Raw genomic sequence first — 18,486 nt, forward strand, 5'->3', positions numbered from 1 at the left:
GGGGAAACCATGGCGGAGCGCGCTCCGGAAGGCTGGACCGATACCGAGCAGCAGCTCTGGGAGGCCTACCGCCAGGGCGAGATCCTGGACCTGCGCAGTGGCGAATCCGACACCGACGACCCCTTCGGCGACGCGGTCTGGGACCCCCGGCGCACCGTCCGCGCCGAGGTGCTCGCGCACCTGCTGCTGGCCGGACCGGCGCCGGCCCCCGGGCGCGTCGCCTCGCTGCGCTTCAGCGGCGTGCTGGTCACCGGCTGGCTGGACCTGGCCGGCGGCGCCATCGACGACTACGTCGAGCTGCAGGGCTGCCGTTTCGAGCACAAGGTCCTGATCTCGGAGGCGGCGGCGTCCACGCTGCGCTTCGTGACCTGCCTGATCCCCCGCCTGGAGGCCTCCCGGCTGTCCACCACCGGCGACCTCCACCTGGCCCGCTGCCGCCTCCCCGACGGCCTGCGGCTGACCGACGCCCGGATCGGCAGCGACCTGCTGCTGAACCAGACCGTCGTCGGCGGCGACCGCTTCGGCCGGGCCGTCTCCGCCGACGGGATCATCGTCAACCAGGACTTCGAGGCCGAACGCCTGGAGACCCAGGGCGAGTTGAGCATTCGCACGGCCCGGATAGGCGGCCGACTCTCCCTGCGCGGCGCCCAGCTGCGGGCCGACCGGGCGCACAACAGCACGTGCCTCAACGCCGTCCGGGTCACCGTCGGCCACACCCTCTACCTGACTGGCTCCGCCGACCGAGGCTGGGCCGGTTCCCGCGGCTACTACGGCTCCGGCTACGGCGAGAACCCGCCGGCGGAGGGCCCGGTGACCCCGTTCCGCGCCTTCGGCCGGGTCCGGCTGTCCGACAGCCGCTTCGACGGCGCGTGCCTGATCTCCGGCGAGTTCCACCTGGAGGACGACGAGGAGCTCTCGCTGCGCCGCATCCACACCCCCGAACTGCGCTTCACCTGCAAGTTCCGCCCGACCGGCACGGTCTCGCTCTCCCGCGCCCGGGTCGGCAACCTGGTCGACACCCCGGAGGCCTGGCCGCTCGGCAAGCACCTGGGCCTCACCGGCTTCGTCTACGAGAACCTGCGCCCGAAGACGGCCTTCCCCCTGCAGGAGCGGATCGCGTGGCTGGAGGGCTCCTCGGTCGACTTCCAGCCGGAGTCCTACGAGCAGCTGGCCGCCGCCCTGCGCCGCGACGGCGCCGACGACGACGCCCGCGAGGTGCTGTACGCCAAGCAGCGCCGGCGCCGGCGGACCCTGCCGCTGCCCTCCCGGGTCTGGGGCGCGGTCCAGGACGCCACCGTCGGCTACGGCTACCGCCCGGGCCGGGCAGGTCTGTGGCTGCTGCTCGCCTGGGTCCTCGGCAGCGTCTGGTTCGCCACCCACCCGCTGGAGCCGCTCAAGGCGGACGAGCGCCCGCACTGGAACCCGGTGCTGTACACCCTCAACCAACTGCTGCCGATCGTGGACCTCAACCAGGGCGGCTGGAACCCGGGCGGCCTCGCCCAGTGGATCTCCGCCGCGCTGGTGGTCATCGGCTGGCTGCTCGCCTCGACCGTCGTCGCCGGCACCACGCGGATGCTCCAGCGCGGCTGAGCGCCCGAACCGCGCGACAAGGCACCCGCCCGGGGAACTACGCTGTCCGCCGTGACAGAACGGCTTCCGCTCTTCCCGCTGAACACCGTGCTCTACCCGGGCCTGGTGCTGCCCCTGAACGTCTTCGAGGAGCGCTACCGCCGTCTCGTCGCCGACCTGCTCGAACAGCCCGAGGACACCCCCCGGCGCTTCGGCGTGCTCGCGATCAAGGACGGCCGCGAAGTCGCCCCGGTCCGGGCCGAAGAGGGCCCGGCCGGGCCGCTCGACGGCCTCGGCACCGTCACCGGGGACCCGCTGGAGGCGGTCTTCCCGGTCGGCTGCGTCGCCGACGTCGCCTCCGCCGAGCACCAGCCGGACGGCCGCTACGAGCTGCTGGTCACCGGCACCACCCGGTTCCGGCTCGGCACGGTGGACGTCTCCGGTCCGTACCTGACCGGCGAGATCGAGCCGATCGAGGAGCTCCCCGGTGAGGGCTCGGGCGCGCTGGCCGCCGAGGTCGAGCGGGCGTTCCGGGTCTACCAGAAGCGGCTCGCCGGAGCCCGCGAGGCCAGCACCGTCGGCCGCCAGGACCTTCCCGACGACCCCCAGGTGCTCTCCTACCTGGTCGCTGCCGCCTCGGTGTTCGAGACCCCGGTCAAGCAGCAGCTGCTGGCCTGCCCGGACACCGCCCAGCGCCTGCGCACCGAACTCGACCTGCTGCGCCGCGAGACCGCCGTGCTGACCTGGCTGCCCTCGCTGCCCGCCGTCGACCTCACCCGCCAGTCGTTCAGCCCCAACTGACCCAGGAGCCCGGGACCCCAGCATGGCCAAGAAGACGAAGAAGGGCGGCCAGGGCACCCCGGCCACCGTCGCCCTGGAATCCGCCGCCGTCCCGTTCACCGTGCACGCCTACGACCACGACCCGGCCGCCGCCTCCTACGGCGGCGAGGCGGCCGAGGTGCTCGGCGTGGCTGCCGAGCGCGTCTTCAAGACCCTGGTGGCCGACGTGGACGGCACCCTCACCGTCGGGGTGGTCCCGGTCGCCGGCCTGCTCGACCTGAAGGCCCTGGCCTCGGCCGTCGGCGGCAAGCGCGCCGCCATGGCCGACCCGGCCGCCGCCGAACGCAGCAGTGGCTACGTCCTCGGCGGGATCTCGCCGCTGGGCCAGCGCCGCGCCCTGCGCACCGTCGTCGACGTGAGCGCGCTCGACCACCCCACGGTCTACGTCTCGGCGGGCCGCCGGGGCCTGGAGGTGGAGCTCGCCCCGGCCGACCTGATCACCCTCACCGGGGCCGTGGCCGCCCCCATCGCCCGCTGAAAGCCGCCGCACCCGCCGCACCCGCCGGAAGCGCCGCAAACGCCGCAGGGCGGCGGGCCGGGCCCGTACCGGACCACCGACCCCCCGCCCTGCCGCCAGGCCTCAGGCCCGGCCCTCCGGCCCCACCGGAGACGTCGGCGGGGCCGACGGCTGCTGCTGCGGAGCGGCCGGCGCGCCCCAGTACGGCGGCGGGTCCTCCTCGCGCTTGCCGAACGCCGCCGACAGCGCGAGCAGCACCACCATCGCCGCCATCGGCCACACCAGCAGCGCGCCCATCGCCCCGAGGTCGATGCCCGCGTCGAAGTGCCCGCCGTTGCCGACCCGACGGGCCTGCGCGATCAGGTCGTTGCCCGGCCCGAGCCACCGGCCGATCCGCCAGGCACCCAGCGATCCGAGCAGTCCGCCGACGGCCAGTCCCAGCGCGACCGCGATGCCGCCGCCGCGCCGCCGGGTCACCAGGAAGGCCCCGAGCGCGGTCAGGATCCCGGCGCCCAGGCCGATGATCGCGAACAGCGCGTCCGCTCCGGCCCGCTGCTCGCCCTCGGGGTCCAGGTAGAGGATCCGGTCCCCGTCCACCACCAGCGGCACCTTCGGCGCCAGCCACGCCCACAGCGCGGCCATCACCAGCCCGACCACCAGGCAGGTGACGACGACCCCGGCCCCGATCCGCACCTCCGGCAGCAGCCGCTGCACCAGCGGGGTCCCCGGCCCGTCGGATGCGACGGGCGCCCCCTCCTGCGGAGCGGCGTACGGGTCGGGCTCGGTGCCGGGCACGGCGTCTTCCGGCACCGCCCGGACATCGGTGCGGGCGGGATCCGGAGGTGTGTTCGGTACGGTCACAGGCCCCATCGTTTCACGACGGCCCCCCGAACGGCCCCACCGCCCGGGCGTCCCCTACCGCGCGACCGCCCGCCGGTACGCCCAGGTGGCCACGCCCAGGGACACCACGCCCACCCCTGCGCACACCCCCAGGTCCGCGAGGACCATCGCCCAGTCCGGGTCGGGCGTGAAGGTCCGTGCGAAGGCCTCCACGCCGTACGTGGAGGGCAGCAGGTCCCGCAGCCACAGCACCGGCTGCGGCAGGTGGTCGACCGGCAGCACGCCGAGCAGCAGGGCGGCGGACATCCCGAGCTGCCCGAGCATGGTCGCGAGCTCCTGCCGGGGCGCCAGCAGCCCGCAGGCCGCCCCCAGCCCGGACAGCGCGGCCCCGGCCAGCGGGACGACCGCGAGCAGCACCCACAACTGTCCGAGCGGCAGTCCGAACATGACGGCCCCGACGGCCGCCGTGGCGACCGTCCCGGGCAGCGTGAACGACGCGTACGCGGCGGCCGTCCCCAGCACCACCGAGGCCGCGGGCACCGGCAGCGTCGCGTAGTGGTCGAGGCCGCCGGTGGCCCGCAACTTCCCGAAGTACTGGGCGAGCAGGTTCAGCGCGACGAACGCCACCACGAGCACGCTCGACCCGGCGACCACCGATCGCGCCGCCGAGGACTGCCCGGCCTCCACGACGCCCCGCATCATCACCAGGATGCCGACGGACTGGAAGGTGGCGACGAACAGCAGCGGGATCCGCGCGACCCGCGCCCGGGCGAGCTGCGCCCGGTACACGGCGGCGAGGGCCGGCAGCAGCCGGGCGGCGGGGGCGAGCGGGGCGGGTCCGGTCGTGGTCCGGTCGGTCCGGGGCGGCGCCGAGAGCAGGGTCACTTGGCCAGTCCTCCGTGGCGGCCGCCCAGCTTGAGGTAGGCGTCCTCAAGGCTCGGGGTGGCGAGGGTGAAGTCGTCGAGCGCGGCGAAGGCCGGGCCGGTGGTGACGGCGGCGACCAGTTCGCGGGCCTGCTCGGGGGTGGTCCGCACGGTCCAGCGGCGCCCGGTGCGTTCGGCCCGTTCGCGCAGGGCGGCGACGGCGGGGACGCCGAGCGGAGCCTCGTCGCGCCAGACCAGGTCGAGCCGGACGTCGCCGTCGACGAGCGCCTTCAGCCCGCCGGGCGTGTCGCAGGCGATCACCCGGCCCTCGTCCACCACGGCGACCCGGTCGAGGACGGTCTCCGCCTCGATCACGTTGTGGGTGACCAGCAGCACGGTCGTCCCGTGCTCGGCGCGCCGCCGGTCGACGGCGCTCCACACGGCCCGCCGGGCGACGGGGTCCATGCCGGTGGTCGGCTCGTCGAGGACGAGCAGCGGCCGGTCCCCCACCAGGGCGGCCGCGAAGCAGGCGAGCCGCCGCTGCCCGCCGGACAGCTTGGCGAGCGGCCGCGCGGCGATGGCCGTCAGCCCGAGTTCCTCCAGGACGTCCGCCGCCGTGCTGCGGGCCCGCGCCCGGCCGAGCCCGCGCAGGCGTCCGGTGGTCTCGGCGGCGAGCGCGACGGTCAGTTCGTCCAGCGCGGTGGATTCCTGCCCGAGGTAGCCGAGCAGCCGGGCGGCGCGTTCGGGGTGGCGGACGATGTCGTGGCCGAGGAGTTCGATCGTTCCGGAGTCGGGGCGCAGCAGCCCGGTGAGCTGGCGGACCAGCGTCGACTTGCCGGCGCCGTTGGGCCCGAGCAGCCCGAAGACCTCGCCCTGCCGGACGGTGAGGCTGATGCCGTCGTTGGCCCGTACCTCGGTGGCGGCCGCGCCGCGCCCGCTGCGGTAGGTCCTGACCAGGTCGCGCACGGCAACGCACGGCGGGGTTTCCTCGGGTGCTCGCCCGGCCGTCTCAGTCACGACCGAAGACTCTACGCGCTCATGCGGGCGAACCGGACAAGGGGGCCTGATCACCGGAAACCGCGGGCACCCCGGCCGCCGGTCGGACGCCCTCCGGGCGCGCGCCCGGGACGCCGGTGGGGCGTGCGCCGGGCGCGTACGGGCGGCCGGGCCTCAGTCGTCGACGACCATCGAACCGCCCGGCACCCTCGCGGCCAGTTCCTTCCAGAATCCGGCCCGGATGGCGTAGCGGTCGTGCTCGTCGATCTGGTCGTCCTTGTGCGCGAGCAGTCCGAAGCGGGCGGCGTAGCGGAGCAGTTCGCCGTCGACGCGGTGCGGGATGCGCGGGTAGTCGGGCCACAGCACGGTGAGCCGTTCGAAGTCGCCGACCCGGTCGCTCCAGCGGCGGGCGAAGACCTGCCCGACCTCGTGGGCGTCCCCGCCGATGGTGGTGATGTCCTCCTCACGGTCGGCCCAGCGCTGTTCGGAGGTGGTGAGCTGGGCGAGCGTGGGCAGGTTGTCGCCGGCGGTGACGGCGGGTTCGGGGGCGGGCCGGTCGACCCAGCCGCGGTCGGAGGACCACCGCAGGACCGGTCCGGCCTGGGCGGCGGCGCCGTGCCCGTTCGCCGCGTGCCCGTTGGTGCCGTGTCCGTTGGTGCCGTGTCCGTTGGCCGTGTGCCCGGCCGTGCCGTGGCCGACCGCTCCGTGTCCGTTCGCCACCGGGGTGATCGGTGCGACGGCCGGGGCCCGCCCGGCCAGGTCCTTGGGGGTCGGGACGACCTTGAGCGCGGTCGCGGCGGATTGCGGCCGCCCGTTGGCGGCGGGGGCGGCGGACGCCGCGGCGGACGCGGCCGGGCGGACCACCGGCGGCACCGCGCTGGGCAGGGTGGCCGGCGGGGCTGCGAGGATCTTGGCGATCTCCTGCCGGGCGCCGGGCGCCGGGAAGAGGCTGGCGCTGTCCCGCAGGGAGAACGACCCCTCGATCCACTCCCGGTCCAGCACCCGCCGCTCGTCGGCTTCGCCGACCAGGTCCTCCGACTGGTTGAAGTCACCGTCGGCGGCCTGCAGCGCCCACAGGTGGACGGCGACGCCGTGTTCCTTGGCGGTCATCATGCCGGGCAGCAGGTCGCCGTCCCCGGTGATCAGCACGACGTCGGCGCAGGCCCGGTTGCGGGCGAGTTCGGAGAGCTCGGCGTGCATCGCGGCGTCGACGCCCTTCTGCACCCAGCGACCCTCGGCCCGGGTGAGGGCGCCGAGCCGGACGGTGACCCGGGGCAGGACACGCAGCCGCCGGTGCTCGGGCATCGGGCGCCGGTCGGGGGCGGCGTCGAACCAGTAGATGCGCAGCAGCGGCAGCCCGGTCTCGGCTTCGGCGCGCTCGCGCAGCGCGCCGATGAGGGCCGTGTGGTTCACGGTGACCTTGGACCGGGAGGGATCCCCCGCGAGCAGGCTGGCGGCGGCGCCCAGCAGGTATCCGGCGTCCACCAGGACGACGCAGCGGTCCATCGCGCACCTCTTTTCGCTCGCCCTCGGAATCAGTCGGGTGGGTCGTTCGGGGTGGGCGGTCGGCCCTCCGTCCGGGCGCGCCGAGGTGAGGGGCCCCCGTCGTCGCCCGATCGTTGGGTCACCTTTTACCCGGGGTTCGCCTGCCGAACCTTGCCGGATGTCCCGGTACCGCAACAGCCGCCCGGCGGAACCGGAGAACGTGAAGGCGGGCCCCGTTCAACGACGGAGCCCGCCCGAGGTCACGCGGCGGCGGGCCGGCCCGTGGGCCGGCCGGTGGGTCCCGGAGTTCAGCCCCTGAGCTCCGCGGCGACCAGTTCGGCCAGCTGGACGGCGTTGAGCGCGGCGCCCTTGCGCAGGTTGTCGTTGGAGACGAACAGCGACAGGCCGTTCTCCACGGTCTCGTCCGCGCGGACGCGACCGACGTAGCTCGGGTCCCGGCCCGCGGCCTGCAGCGGGGTGGGGATGTCGGACAGCTCGACGCCGGGGGCGCCGGCGAGCAGCTCGACGGCGCGCTCGGGGCTGATCGGGCGCTCGAAGCGGGCGTTGATCTGCAGCGAGTGGCCGGAGAAGACGGGCACGCGCACGCAGGTGCCGGCGACCTTCAGCTCGGGAATGCCGAGGATCTTGCGGCTCTCGTGGCGGAGCTTCTGCTCCTCGTCGGTCTCGTTGGAGCCGTCCTCGACGATCGAGCCGGCCAGCGGCAGCACGTTGAAGGCGATCGGGCGCTTGTAGACCTTGGGCTCGGGGAACTCGACCGCGGCGCCGTCGTGGGCGAGTGCGGCGGCGCCGTCGATGACCTTGGCGGCCTGGTCCTGCAGCTCGGCGACGCCGGCGACGCCGCTGCCGGAGACGGCCTGGTAGGTGGAGACGACCAGCGCGGCCAGCCCGGCCTCCTCGTGCAGCGGGCGCAGCACGGGCATGGCGGCCATGGTGGTGCAGTTCGGGTTGGCGATGATGCCCTTGGGGCGGTTCGCGATGGCCTCGGGGTTGACCTCGGAGACGACCAGCGGGACCTCGGGGTCGCGGCGCCAGGCGGAGGAGTTGTCGATGACGACGGCACCGGCCGCGGCGGCCTTGGGGGCGAGGGCCTTGGAGGTGGAGCCGCCGGCCGAGAAGATCACGATGTCCAGGCCCGTGTAGTCGGCCGTGGCCGCGTCCTCGACGGTGATCTCGGTGCCCTGCCAGGGCAGCGTGCGCCCGGCCGAACGGGCCGAGGCGAACAGCCGGAGCTGCTCCACCGGGCCCAGTCCATCTTCACGACCAGCCCGCTCCGCCAGGATCTCGCGGACCACGCCGCCGACCTGACCGGTGGCACCGACAATGCCGATCTTCATTCCGACTACTCCTCTGGATGGTGCTGTTCACAGCCGCACTCTGCCCATCATGCCTTGTCACGCGGGCTGGGCGACCTGGTATTCCACGGTGTGAGAGGGCTCTCGGACACACCCTCGGGCGAACCCCGACGCCCCCCGGACAGGGCCCAGCGGTTGGCCTAGTGGTCCAGACCATTCACCAGCGCCAGCGCGGCCTCCACCTCGGCCGCCCCGGCCGGCAGCAGCGGCAGCCGCACGTCCGGGGTCGGGATCCGCCCCAGGGCGTGCAGCACCCCCTTGGTGACCGCCGGGTTCGGCGCCGTGAAGGCGGCCAGCGCCAGTTCGGTCAGCCGGTGCCCGAGCGCCCGCGCCCGGTCGACGTCCCCGGCCCGCCAGGCCTCCGCCAACTCCACGAACCGGCCGGTGGCCAGGTGCGCGGAGGCGAGGATTCCCCCGGCCGCGCCGAGCGCCAGCATCGGCGCCAGGAAGGCATCCTCCCCGGTGAGGAAGGCGAACCCCGCGGGGGCGTCGGCGAGCAGCTCGGCGGCCGTCTGGTCCAGCCCGCCGGTCGCGTACTTCACGCCCACCACGCCGTCGATCGCCGCGAGTTCGCGCAGCGCGGCGGCCGACAGCTGCTGCCCGGTGCGGTACGGGATGTGGTAGACGACCAGCGGCAGCGGGCTGCTCGCGGCCAGCGCCCGGAAGTGCGCGACCGTCCCCGCCTCGCCCGGCCGGACGAACGACGGGACGGTGACCAGCGCGGCCGCCGCCCGCGGCGCCCGCGCGCCGAGCGCGGCCAGCGACCCGGCGGTCGCCCTGGTGTCCCCGCCGTGCGCGCCGACGATCAGCTGGGCCCCGCGCGCGGCGCAGACGGCCGCGGCGACGTCCACCACGGCGTCCCGCTCCTCGGCGGTCAGCGCGGCCGGCTCGCCGGTGGTGCCGAGCACGGCCAGTCCGGCCGCACCGGCGTCGAGCACCTCGTACGCGAGCTTCTCCAGCGCGTCCGTCGCCACCGAACCGTCGGCGGCGAAGGGGGTGACGAGGGGGACGTAGATGCCCTTGAGTTCCATGCCCACGATCCTGCGGCCGCCCGTCACCGCAGGTCCAGTTCACATTTCCGACGCTTCTCGTAAGCTGAGCCGATGCTCGACGTACGACGCCTGCGCCTGCTGCGCGAACTCGCCCACCTCGGCACCATCGCGGCCGTCGCCGAGGCGCTGTCCTTCAGTCCTTCGGCGGTGTCCCAGCAGCTGTCCGTCCTGGAGAAGGAGGCGGGCGTCCCGCTGCTGGAGCGCACCGGCCGACGGGTCACCCTCACCCCGGCCGGGCTGGGCCTGGTCCGGCACGCCGAGTCGGTGCTCGCCCTGCTGGAGCAGGCGGGCGCCGAACTCGCGCACGCCAAGCGGGGGTTGGCCGGTCCGCTGCGGATCGGCACCTACCCCTCGGCGGCCCGCGCGATCATCCCGGCGGTGCTCGCCGAACTGGCCGCCTGGCACCCGGGGCTGGAGCCGATGGTCACCGAGGTCGACCCGGCGGCGGTCGGCGCGGCCCTGCGCGCGGGCGAACTGGACGTGGCCCTGGTGCACGAGTACGACCTCGTCCCTGCCGACCCCGAGCCGGGCCTCGCGGCGACCCGCCCGGTCTTCACCGAGCCCATGTACCTGGCCGCCCGCACCCCGGCCACCCTCGCCGAACAGCGCGGCGCACCGTGGATCATGTCCCCGCCGGGCACCCTCTGCCACACCATGGCCCTGCGCGCCTGCGAGTCCGCGGGCTTCGCCCCCCGGATCCGGCACCAGATCGACGACTTCACCACCGTCCTGGCCCTGGTCGCCGCCGGCCAGGGCGTCGCCCTCGTCCCCCACCTCGGCACCGCCCAGCCCCCGCCCGGCGTCGTCCTCACCCGCCTGCCCGTGTACCGCCGCACCCGCGCCGCCTTCCGCGCCGGCGCCGGCTCCCACCCGGCCATCTCGGCCTTCGTCTCGGCCCTCCACACCGCCGTCCCCCCGGGCCTCGGCAGCGGCTCCTGACCCCGTCGGAAAACGGCGGCTCCCCGCGCCCGGAGGGGAGCGGGGAGCCGTACGGGAGCGGGGAGCGCGCGGAGCGGCGGGCCGCACGGGAGCGGAGAACCGTGCGGAGCGGCGGGCCGCTCCCGCACCCGGGCGCCGGCCGTCAGGTGCCGGGCCGGCTCAGACCGTCAGGCAGCTGGGGCCGAGCAGTTGCTTCAGGTCCCCGAACAGCGCCGGGTCCGACTTCACCCGGTGCCGGTCCAGCCGCAGCACGGTCGTCTTGTTGCGGCTCTCCAGCCGCACCCGCACCTCGGTCGTGCCCTTGTGATGGGTCAGCACCTCTCCGAGGCGGGCGATCAGCGGCGGCGTGACCTTCCCGCTGGGGATGTTGATGGTGATCGGCGCCTCGGCGTGCGCGTTCGACAGGTCGGGGACGGAGAGCTCCATGCCCATCAGCCGCGGCACGTCCTCCCGCTTGTCGAGCTTGCCGCGCACGAACACCACGGCGTCCTCGACGAGTTGCGAGGACACCAGCTGGTAGCTGGCGGGGAAGAACATGCAGTCGATCGAGCCGGCCAGGTCCTCGACGGTGGCGATCGCCCAGGCGTTGCCCTGCTTGGTCATCTTGCGCTGGAGGCCCGAGATGATGCCGCCGATGGTGACGATCGTCCCGTCCGGCCGTTCGGCGAGGTCGGCGACCGCGCAGTCCGCCTTGTCGGAGAGGACGTGCTCGATGCCGTGCAGCGGGTGCGAGGAGACGTACAGGCCGAGCATCTCGCGTTCCTGGGTGAGCAGGAAGGACTTCTCCCACTCCTCCTCGGAGAAGACGACGTCGAGTCCGAAGCTCGGTTCGTCGTCGGTGGCGTCGCCGCCGAAGAGGTCGAACTGTCCCTCGGCCTCCTTGCGCTTCACCCCGACGACGTTGTCGATCATCGGCTCGAACTGGGCGCTGAGGCCCTTGCGGGTGTGCCCGAGCGAGTCGAAGGCGCCGGCCTTGATGAGCGATTCGACGGTCCGCTTGTTGCAGACCACCGACTCCACCTTGTCCAGGAAGTCGGGGAAGGAGGAGAACTTCCCCTTGGTCTTCCTGGTCCGGATCATCGAGTCGACGACCGGCCCGCCGACGTTGCGGATGGCGGTGAGGCCGAACCGGACGAGGGTGTCACCGTGCGGGGTGAAGTCCGAGTCCGACTCGTTGACGTCCGGCGGGAGCACCTGGATGCCCATCTTGCGGCACTCGTTGAGGTAGACCGCGGACTTGTCCTTGTCGTCCTTGACGGACGTGAGCAGGCCGGACATGTACTCGGCCGGGTAGTTGGCCTTGAGGTAGGCCGTCCAGTACGAGACCAGCCCGTAGCCCGCGGTGTGCGCTTTGTTGAACGCGTAGCCGGAGAAGGGGACGAGGACGTCCCACACGGCCTGGATGGCCGCGTCGGAGTAGCCGTGCGCCCGGCAGCCCTTCTGGAAGGGGACGAACTCCGCTTCCAGGATCTCCTTCTTCTTCTTGCCCATCGCGCGGCGCAGCAGGTCGGCCTGGCCGAGCGAGTAGCCGGCGAGGATCTGCGCGGCCTTCTGCACCTGCTCCTGGTAGACGATCAGGCCGTACGTCGGCTTGAGGATCTCCTCCAGGGGCTTCTCCAGCTCCGGGTGGATCGGGGTGATCTCCTGCTGACCGTTCTTGCGCAGGGCGTAGTTGGTGTGGGAGTTGACGCCCATCGGGCCGGGTCGGTACAGCGCGAGGACGGCGGAGATGTCTTCGAAGTTGTCGGGCTTCATCAGGCGCAGCAGGGAGCGCATGGGCCCGCCGTCGAGCTGGAAGACGCCGAGGGTGTCGCCGCGGGCGAGGAGTTCGTAGGTCGGCTTGTCGTCGAGCGGCAGCTTGAGCAGCTCGATCTTCTCGCCCTTGTTCCGCTCGATCGCCTTGACGGCGTCGTCCATGATCGTCAGGTTGCGCAGGCCGAGGAAGTCCATCTTGAGGAGGCCGAGGCCTTCACAGGTGGGGTAGTCGAACTGCGTGATGGTGACGCCGTCGGTGTGCCGGGTCCAGACCGGGATGTGGTCGGTGAGCGGCTCGGCGGACATGATGACGCCGGCGGCGTGCACGCCGGGCTGGCGGATCAGGCCCTCGATGCCGCGCGCGGTGTCGATGACCTTCTTGACGTCCGGGTCGCTCTCGTAGAGGCCACGGATCTCGCCGGCCTCGCCGTAGCGCGGGTGGCTGCTGTCCGTGATGCCGGAGAGCGGGATGCCCTTGCCCATGACGTCCGGCGGCATCGCCTTGGTGATGCGGTCGCCCATCGCGTAGGGGTAGCCGAGGACTCGCGAGGAGTCCTTGATGGCGGCCTTCGCCTTGATGGTGCCGTACGTGACGATCATGGCGACCTTGTCGGATCCCCACTTCTCGGTCACGTAGCGGATCACGTCGCCGCGCCGGCGCTCGTCGAAGTCGATGTCGACATCGGGCATGGAGATGCGCTCGGGGTTGAGGAAGCGCTCGAAGATCAGGCCGTGCGGGATGGGGTCGAGGTCGGTGATGCCCATCGCGTACGCGACCAGCGAGCCGGCCGCCGAGCCACGGCCGGGGCCCACCGCGATGCCCTGGCTCTTGGCCCACATGATGAAGTCCGCGACGACGAGGAAGTACGCCGGGAACCCCATCTGGATGATGGTGTCCATCTCGTACTCGGCGAGCTTCTTGTGCTCCTCGTCGTACCCGCCCGGGAAGCGCCAGTCCATGCCCTCCCAGACCTTGGACTTGAAGAAGTCCGCCTCGGACTCGAAGCCCTCCGGGATGGGGAAGCGGGGCATGAGGTTCTTGAACTTGAACATGCCCTCGGTGTCGACGCGGGAGGCGACGAGGAGCTGGCTGTTGCGGCAGCCCTCCTGCCAGGCGTCCGAGGAGTCCAGCGCGTACATCTCGGCGGCGGACTTGATGTAGTAGCCGGTGCCGTCGAAGCGGAAGCGGTCCGGGTCGGAGAGGTTCTTGCCGGTCTGGACGCAGAGCAGCAGGTCGTGCGCGCCGGCGTCGGCCTCGGTGGTGTAGTGCGAGTCGTTGGTGACGACCGGCGGGATGTTCAGCTTCTTGCTGATCTCCAGCAGCCCGTCGCGGACCCGCTTCTCGATGTCGAGGCCGTGGTCCATCAGCTCCAGGAAGTAGTTCTCCTTGCCGAAGATGTCCTGGTAGTCGGCGGCGGACTTGACCGCCTCGTCGAACTGGCCGAGCCGCAGGCGGGTCTGCACCTCGCCCGACGGGCAGCCGGTGGTGGCCATCAGGCCGCCGGACAGCTCGGAGATCAGCTCCTTGTCCATCCGGGGCCACTTCACCAGCCAGCCCTCGGCGTAGGAGCGCGAGGTCAGCTTGAAGAGGTTGTGCAGGCCCTCCTTGTTCCGGGCCCAGATCGTCTTGTGGGTGTACGCGCCGGACGCGGAGACGTCGTCGCGCTTCTGGTGCGGCTGGCCCCACAGGATGCGCTTGGTGTTGGAGCGGGACTCGGGGGCGACGTACGCCTCGATGCCGATGACGGGGGTGATGCCCGCGTCGGTGGCCTGCCGGTGGAACTCGGCGGCGCCGTACATGTTGCCGTGGTCGGTCATCGCGACATGGGTCTGGCCCAGGCGCTCGACCTCCTTGAACATCTGCTTCAGCCGGGCGGCACCGTCCAGCATCGAGTACTCGGTGTGGACGTGCAGATGCGCGAACGGCTGGTCGCTCAAGGCGGGGCCTCCGGAGGCTCTGGTGCTGGGCTGGTGGGCCGGCGAACGTGCAGGTCACAGGGGTTACCCCGGAAATGGATGTGGCCCGGAGCGCCTCGCGGGGCCCGGACCATCACTCACACGTTCACGCGTCCACTCTAGCCCCCTCGAACAGCTTCACCGCTCGGCCGGACGAGGCGCCCAGGCCGCCCCGGCGAGTCGCACCGCAGCGGCCTCGCGGCCCCCGGCCCCTCCCCGCGGGTGCGGGCGCGGACGTGCCCGGCGGCGGCGACGGGGTCCTCGGCGGCCCTCCGCGCGCCCGGGCCCCGGCCGCCCTGCGACAGCCCGAGGAGGGCGTCCACGGGCGCGTGGACGCCCTGGTCCGACGCGCTCGGCCATTCGGCTACACCAGGCCCGCCAGCCGCGCACCGGCGGCCTCACGGACCTCCGGTTCCTCCAACGGATCGTCCCGCAGGTCGGCGAGCCTGCGCCGCACGGACGGCCGGTCGGGGGCGCGCTCGGCGCCGAGCAGGCGGGCGCTCGCCTCGCAGTCCCACAGCGACTCGACGAACGCCTCCGCGGTGCCCGGAGCCCCCATCGCGGCCAGCGCCTCCAGGTAGGCGGGGCGCTCGTGGGAGTGCGGGGTGCAGAGCCAGAAGCGGCGCAGCAGGGACGCGGCACCGGCGGCCCGCGGGCCGAAGCGGGCCAGGCCGCGGGCGAGCGTGTCGGGGCCGCACCAGGACCTGTCCGCCCACCCCTGCTCCAAGGCGGCGAGCAGGACCGGCACGTCGCTCTCGTCACCGTGGGCGGCCAGCACCGCGAGACCCGTCCAGGCGAGCCACTCCCGCTCGGAGGCCGCCCACTCCCGGGCCGCCGGCACGGCCGCGCCGGCCAGCGACTCGACCGCCCTCCCCAGCAGCGGCAGTGGTCGCGTGCCGTCCGCGGCGCCGAGGCCGGGAACCGAGGGGAGCAGCGCGGGCTCCGGCGGGCGGAGCGACAGGGCGAGGAGGACGGACGCCCTGGCACCCTCGGAGGCGTCCGGATCCCGCAGCAGGGCGAGCAGGTCCGCGTTGTCGCGGTCCGGGTACGGATCCACTCGCGGCGAGGGGCGGCGCACGGGCGGCTCGTCCTCCTCGGGGGCGAAGTCCGGCAGCGCCTCCCGGGCCTCCTCCGAACCACCGAGCGTCAGCAGTTCCAGCACGTCCGCGGCCCGGTCCCGGGTCCCCTCGTCCCCCTCCAGGAGTTCCACCACCGGACCGAGCGGCAGCTCCAGGTCCCGGAGCAGGCGGGCGAGGTAGCCGGGCCGGTCGTCGACCTGCCGGTCCCAGCGCCACTCCCAACGGATGCAGCCGTACACGAGATCGGCGGCCGAAGCCGGGTCCTCGGCGGCCATCAGCGCGCCCTGCCCCCGGCCGCGCTGCAGGAGGCCGGGAAGGGTGGTCGGCGGCGCGTAGCGGTCGTCTCTCTGCTCTGACATGGGGTTCATCGTGCCGCAGCCCCCGACGCACGGGCGGCGGGGGCTGGCGGGGGCGACGGGGCCGGCTCTCATCGTCGGGCATCGTCGGCGCACTCGCCCCCTGCGCCCGACGTTCCCCTCCTCCGCCCCCACCCCTCACCCCGGCCCCCTCCCCCGTGCGTAACTCCTTCGGGTGAAGGCCAGTTGAGCGCGCCACCGTGGTCCGCCGGGCCGCGTACAACTGTCACGCAATCCGTCACACACGGAAGGAATGGCAGCCATGACACGGCTGGACTCCGGCCTCCACCTCATCCACGCCGGCACTGCCCTCGTCGGCCGTGCCCTCCACGAGACGGAGGACCTGTCCCCCAAGGTCCTCCGGGTCGACACCGACGACCGGGACGCCATCTGGATCGTCGAAGCGCTCCCCGACGGCCGTTACAACCTCTATTCCAAGGGCGCCCCCGCCGGGATCGAGGACAACGGGACCGCCGGACCGGTCGTCACCTTCCTCGTCGACCAGGCCGATGCCGTGACCTGGGAGCTGGCCCCCGTCGCCGACACCGGGAACGCCTACCGGATCACCGGTCCGCAGGGCACTTCGTGGGCGGTCACCGGGGCCGGGGAGCAGAGCCGGATCGAGGCCGTGCCGACCCCGGGCGACGTCTTCACGTTCACCCGCATCGGTCCCTGACCACCCCCTCCTGCGCAGGAAGTCGGCCCGCCCGACTTCCTGCGCGGCCCCGCCCGCGCGACCTCACCCGCACGACCCCACCCCCGCACGGGAGACCCCAACTCCCCATCCTCCAGCGCCGGTCAGGCCTGCGACACGCCACACATGGAGCAACGTCGCGCCCGCTCCCACCGACCGCTGCCAGTCTGTGCCCCTGGCTGCTCCACGCCCGGGAGCCGACGGCAGCCGGGCGAGAAGTGGAGGCAGCGCCTTGGAGCACGTCGAACTGCAGTTGCCGTCCGTCCTGGCCAGCATCGCGGCCGCCGAGGAGTTCGTCTGCCGCCTGGCCGACGAACTCGGACTGGACGAGGACGGCCGCGACCGGCTCGGCCTGGCCGTTCACGAGGCCGTGGCGAACGCCGTGATCCACGGCAACCGCTTCTCGCCGGACCGGCAGGTCAGGCTGGCGGCCCGCCACGACGGCGCCCGGCTCACCGTCACCGTCGGCGACGAAGGGCCGGGCTTCACCCCCGCCGCCCAGCCGTCCGGAGCCCTGAACCTCACTCCCTCGGGCCGGGGACTGACGCTCATCGAGCACTGCGTCGACGGCTTCCACGTCACCCGGCGTACCGGCCCACCACCGGGGTGCGACGTCGTCCTGGTGAAACACCTCAGGAAGGAGACCACCGTGCCCGCTCTCTCCGTCTCCGAACGCCAGGAAGGCGACGTCACCCTGCTCGACCTGAAGGGCAGGATCACGATCGGCGAGGGCGACGTCATCCTGCGCGAGGCCGTCGCCCACACCCTCGACGCCGGTCGCCGCCGGATCCTGCTCGACCTCGCCGACGTGACCTACGTCGACAGCTCCGGCATCGGCGAACTGGTCAGCTGCTGCACCACCACCGCCGGCAAGGGCGGCCGGCTCAAGCTCCTCAACGTCTCCGGGAAGCTCCAGGACCTCCTGACGATCACCAAACTGCTCGCCCTCTGCGAGGTCCACGACAGCGAGCAGGAGGCACTCGCGAGCTTCGACTGAGCGTACGGCGACGCCCGGTCCGGCCCCTCGCGCTCGACCCGCGCGAGGGGCCGGACCGCGTGTCCGTCCCGGCCCGCCCGGCGTCCCTCCCGGGCCCTCGAACGGCTGAGCCGGCCCACCCGCTCGACCGGCTGCCGCAGCACGGTCCTCGGCATCTCGGGCGCCGCCCGGTGTGGATCACCCGGGCGGACGGCCGCCCCTCCCCCACCGTCGGGAACCACGCCGGGTCGATCGGCATCCGCCCGCACTCCCGCACCGGAATCCGACCCGTCGCCCGGCCTGGGGCCACTTCCCCGCCGGTTCCTCCCCGGCGGCGTGTCGAGTGGCGATTCACCGCCCACGACGAAATCGTGACCGGCAGCAAACCCCACCAGAAAGGGTCAAAATGCCCGAAGTCACCACCCCCTACGCGACCGGCACCCCCTGCTGGGTCGACCTGATGGCGAAGGACCAGCAGGCCGCACTGGACTTCTACCGCGACCTCCTCGGCTGGCAGGGCCGGCCCGGCCCGGCGGAGTTCGGCGGTTACGCGGTCTGTGAGCTCAACGGCAAGGCCGTCGCCGGCATCGGCCCGGCGATGGCGCCCGAAGGGATGCCCGAGCCGCCCACCGTCTGGAGCAGCTACCTGGCCACCACCGACGCCCAGGCCACGCAGGACGCGATCGTCGGCGCCGGCGGCACCCTGCTCGTCCCGGCGATGGAGGTCGGCAACCTGGGCCGGATGCTGATCGCCTCCGACCCGCAGGGCGCGGTGTTCGGCGTCTGGCAGCCGGGCGAGTTCTTCGGCGCCCAGGTGGTCAACGAGGCCGGCGCGCTCACCTGGAACGAGCTGCACACCAGTGACATCCAGGCCGCCACCGCCTTCTACGGCGAGGCGTTCGGCATCGAGATCGAGCCGATGGACGGCGCGGACTCGTACTGGGAGCTGCGCGTCGGCGGCCGGGCGGTCGGCGGTGCCACCCTCCTCGCCAACGACCCGCCCGGCACCCCGGCGCACTGGCTGACCTACTTCGCGGTCGACGACGTCGACTCCACCGTGGACGCCCTGGTCAAGCGCGGCGGAACGGTCCTCGCCCCGCCCTTCGACATGGTGGCCGGCCGCATGGCGGTCGTCGCCGATCCGCAGGGCGCGGCCTTCGCCATCATCAAGCCCACCCCGATGTAGTCCCCGCCCCGCCCGCTGGAGCGCCCGCCCGGAACCCTCCGGGCGGGCGCTCCGCATTTCGGGATCCGCG

Annotated in this window: 15 protein-coding genes; 7 read left to right on the forward strand and 8 right to left on the reverse strand. The window is 73.4% G+C overall.

Features of this window, described 5'->3' with window-relative positions; all coding sequences use genetic code 11:
• Window positions 1-9 precede the first annotated feature (9 nt).
• Genes AB0D10_RS17525 through ybaK form a run of 3 tightly spaced genes read left to right on the forward strand, consistent with a single transcriptional unit; the run spans window position 10 to window position 2,887 of the window.
• On the forward strand, window positions 10-1,590 hold the full coding sequence (locus AB0D10_RS17525; protein WP_360256860.1) for an oxidoreductase: 1,581 nt from the start codon (window positions 10-12) through the stop codon (window positions 1,588-1,590).
• Between the two features lie 51 nt (window positions 1,591-1,641).
• Window positions 1,642-2,370, forward strand: a complete 729-nt coding sequence (locus AB0D10_RS17530) for an LON peptidase substrate-binding domain-containing protein (protein WP_360256862.1) — start codon at window positions 1,642-1,644, stop codon at window positions 2,368-2,370.
• 22 nt (window positions 2,371-2,392) lie between these two features.
• Window positions 2,393-2,887 carry a Cys-tRNA(Pro) deacylase gene (gene ybaK / locus AB0D10_RS17535; protein WP_360256864.1) on the forward strand — a complete coding sequence of 165 codons (495 nt, stop codon included), beginning with the start codon at window positions 2,393-2,395 and terminating at the stop codon, window positions 2,885-2,887.
• 102 nt (window positions 2,888-2,989) lie between these two features.
• Here ybaK and AB0D10_RS17540 read toward each other — a convergent pair whose 3' ends face one another.
• The 6 genes from AB0D10_RS17540 to AB0D10_RS17565 form a co-directional block, all read right to left on the reverse strand.
• The gene (locus tag AB0D10_RS17540) at window positions 2,990-3,727 is read right to left on the reverse strand and encodes a hypothetical protein (protein WP_360256866.1); all 738 of its coding nucleotides are present in this window, start codon (window positions 3,725-3,727) and stop codon (window positions 2,990-2,992) included.
• Window positions 3,728-3,781: 54 nt separating this feature from the next.
• Window positions 3,782-4,591, reverse strand: coding sequence for an ABC transporter permease (locus AB0D10_RS17545; protein WP_360256868.1), 810 nt, complete (start codon window positions 4,589-4,591; stop codon window positions 3,782-3,784).
• Complete coding sequence (locus AB0D10_RS17550) at window positions 4,588-5,586, reverse strand: ABC transporter ATP-binding protein (RefSeq protein ID WP_360256870.1); 999 nt, start codon at window positions 5,584-5,586, stop codon at window positions 4,588-4,590. The genes AB0D10_RS17545 and AB0D10_RS17550 overlap by 4 nt, the downstream gene beginning before the upstream one ends.
• A gap of 153 nt (window positions 5,587-5,739) precedes the next feature.
• Window positions 5,740-7,071, reverse strand: a complete 1,332-nt coding sequence (locus AB0D10_RS17555; RefSeq protein ID WP_360256872.1) for an NYN domain-containing protein — start codon at window positions 7,069-7,071, stop codon at window positions 5,740-5,742.
• A 287-nt stretch (window positions 7,072-7,358) separates the two neighbouring features.
• Entirely contained in the window at window positions 7,359-8,405 is a 1,047-nt protein-coding gene (locus AB0D10_RS17560; protein WP_360256874.1) for an aspartate-semialdehyde dehydrogenase, read from the reverse strand.
• 158 nt (window positions 8,406-8,563) lie between these two features.
• Window positions 8,564-9,454, reverse strand: a complete 891-nt coding sequence (locus AB0D10_RS17565; RefSeq protein ID WP_360256877.1) for a dihydrodipicolinate synthase family protein — start codon at window positions 9,452-9,454, stop codon at window positions 8,564-8,566.
• Between the two features lie 72 nt (window positions 9,455-9,526).
• On the opposite strand from AB0D10_RS17565, the gene AB0D10_RS17570 reads away from it, so the two are divergent.
• Window positions 9,527-10,414, forward strand: a complete 888-nt coding sequence (locus AB0D10_RS17570; protein WP_360256880.1) for a LysR family transcriptional regulator — start codon at window positions 9,527-9,529, stop codon at window positions 10,412-10,414.
• Between the two features lie 159 nt (window positions 10,415-10,573).
• On the opposite strand, the gene dnaE is transcribed toward AB0D10_RS17570, so the two are convergent.
• Both dnaE and AB0D10_RS17580 read right to left on the reverse strand, forming a co-directional pair.
• Window positions 10,574-14,107 carry a DNA polymerase III subunit alpha gene (gene dnaE / locus AB0D10_RS17575; protein ID WP_360256882.1) on the reverse strand — a complete coding sequence of 1,178 codons (3,534 nt, stop codon included), beginning with the start codon at window positions 14,105-14,107 and terminating at the stop codon, window positions 10,574-10,576.
• Between the two features lie 382 nt (window positions 14,108-14,489).
• Entirely contained in the window at window positions 14,490-15,563 is a 1,074-nt protein-coding gene (locus AB0D10_RS17580; protein WP_360256884.1) for a hypothetical protein, read from the reverse strand.
• 259 nt (window positions 15,564-15,822) lie between these two features.
• On the opposite strand from AB0D10_RS17580, the gene AB0D10_RS17585 reads away from it, so the two are divergent.
• The 3 genes from AB0D10_RS17585 to AB0D10_RS17595 all read left to right on the forward strand — a co-directional run bounded on the left by AB0D10_RS17585 (window position 15,823) and on the right by AB0D10_RS17595 (window position 18,416).
• A complete protein-coding gene (locus tag AB0D10_RS17585; protein WP_360256886.1) occupies window positions 15,823-16,236 on the forward strand; it encodes an I66 family serine proteinase inhibitor in 414 nt (137 codons plus the stop codon).
• Between the two features lie 250 nt (window positions 16,237-16,486).
• Complete coding sequence (locus AB0D10_RS17590; protein WP_360256888.1) at window positions 16,487-17,251, forward strand: ATP-binding protein; 765 nt, start codon at window positions 16,487-16,489, stop codon at window positions 17,249-17,251.
• 385 nt (window positions 17,252-17,636) lie between these two features.
• Entirely contained in the window at window positions 17,637-18,416 is a 780-nt protein-coding gene (locus tag AB0D10_RS17595; protein ID WP_360256891.1) for a VOC family protein, read from the forward strand.
• The last annotated feature ends 70 nt before the right edge of the window (window positions 18,417-18,486 follow it).

This window comes from Kitasatospora sp. NPDC048545, assembly GCF_040651155.1.
Classification (GTDB): domain Bacteria; phylum Actinomycetota; class Actinomycetes; order Streptomycetales; family Streptomycetaceae; genus Kitasatospora.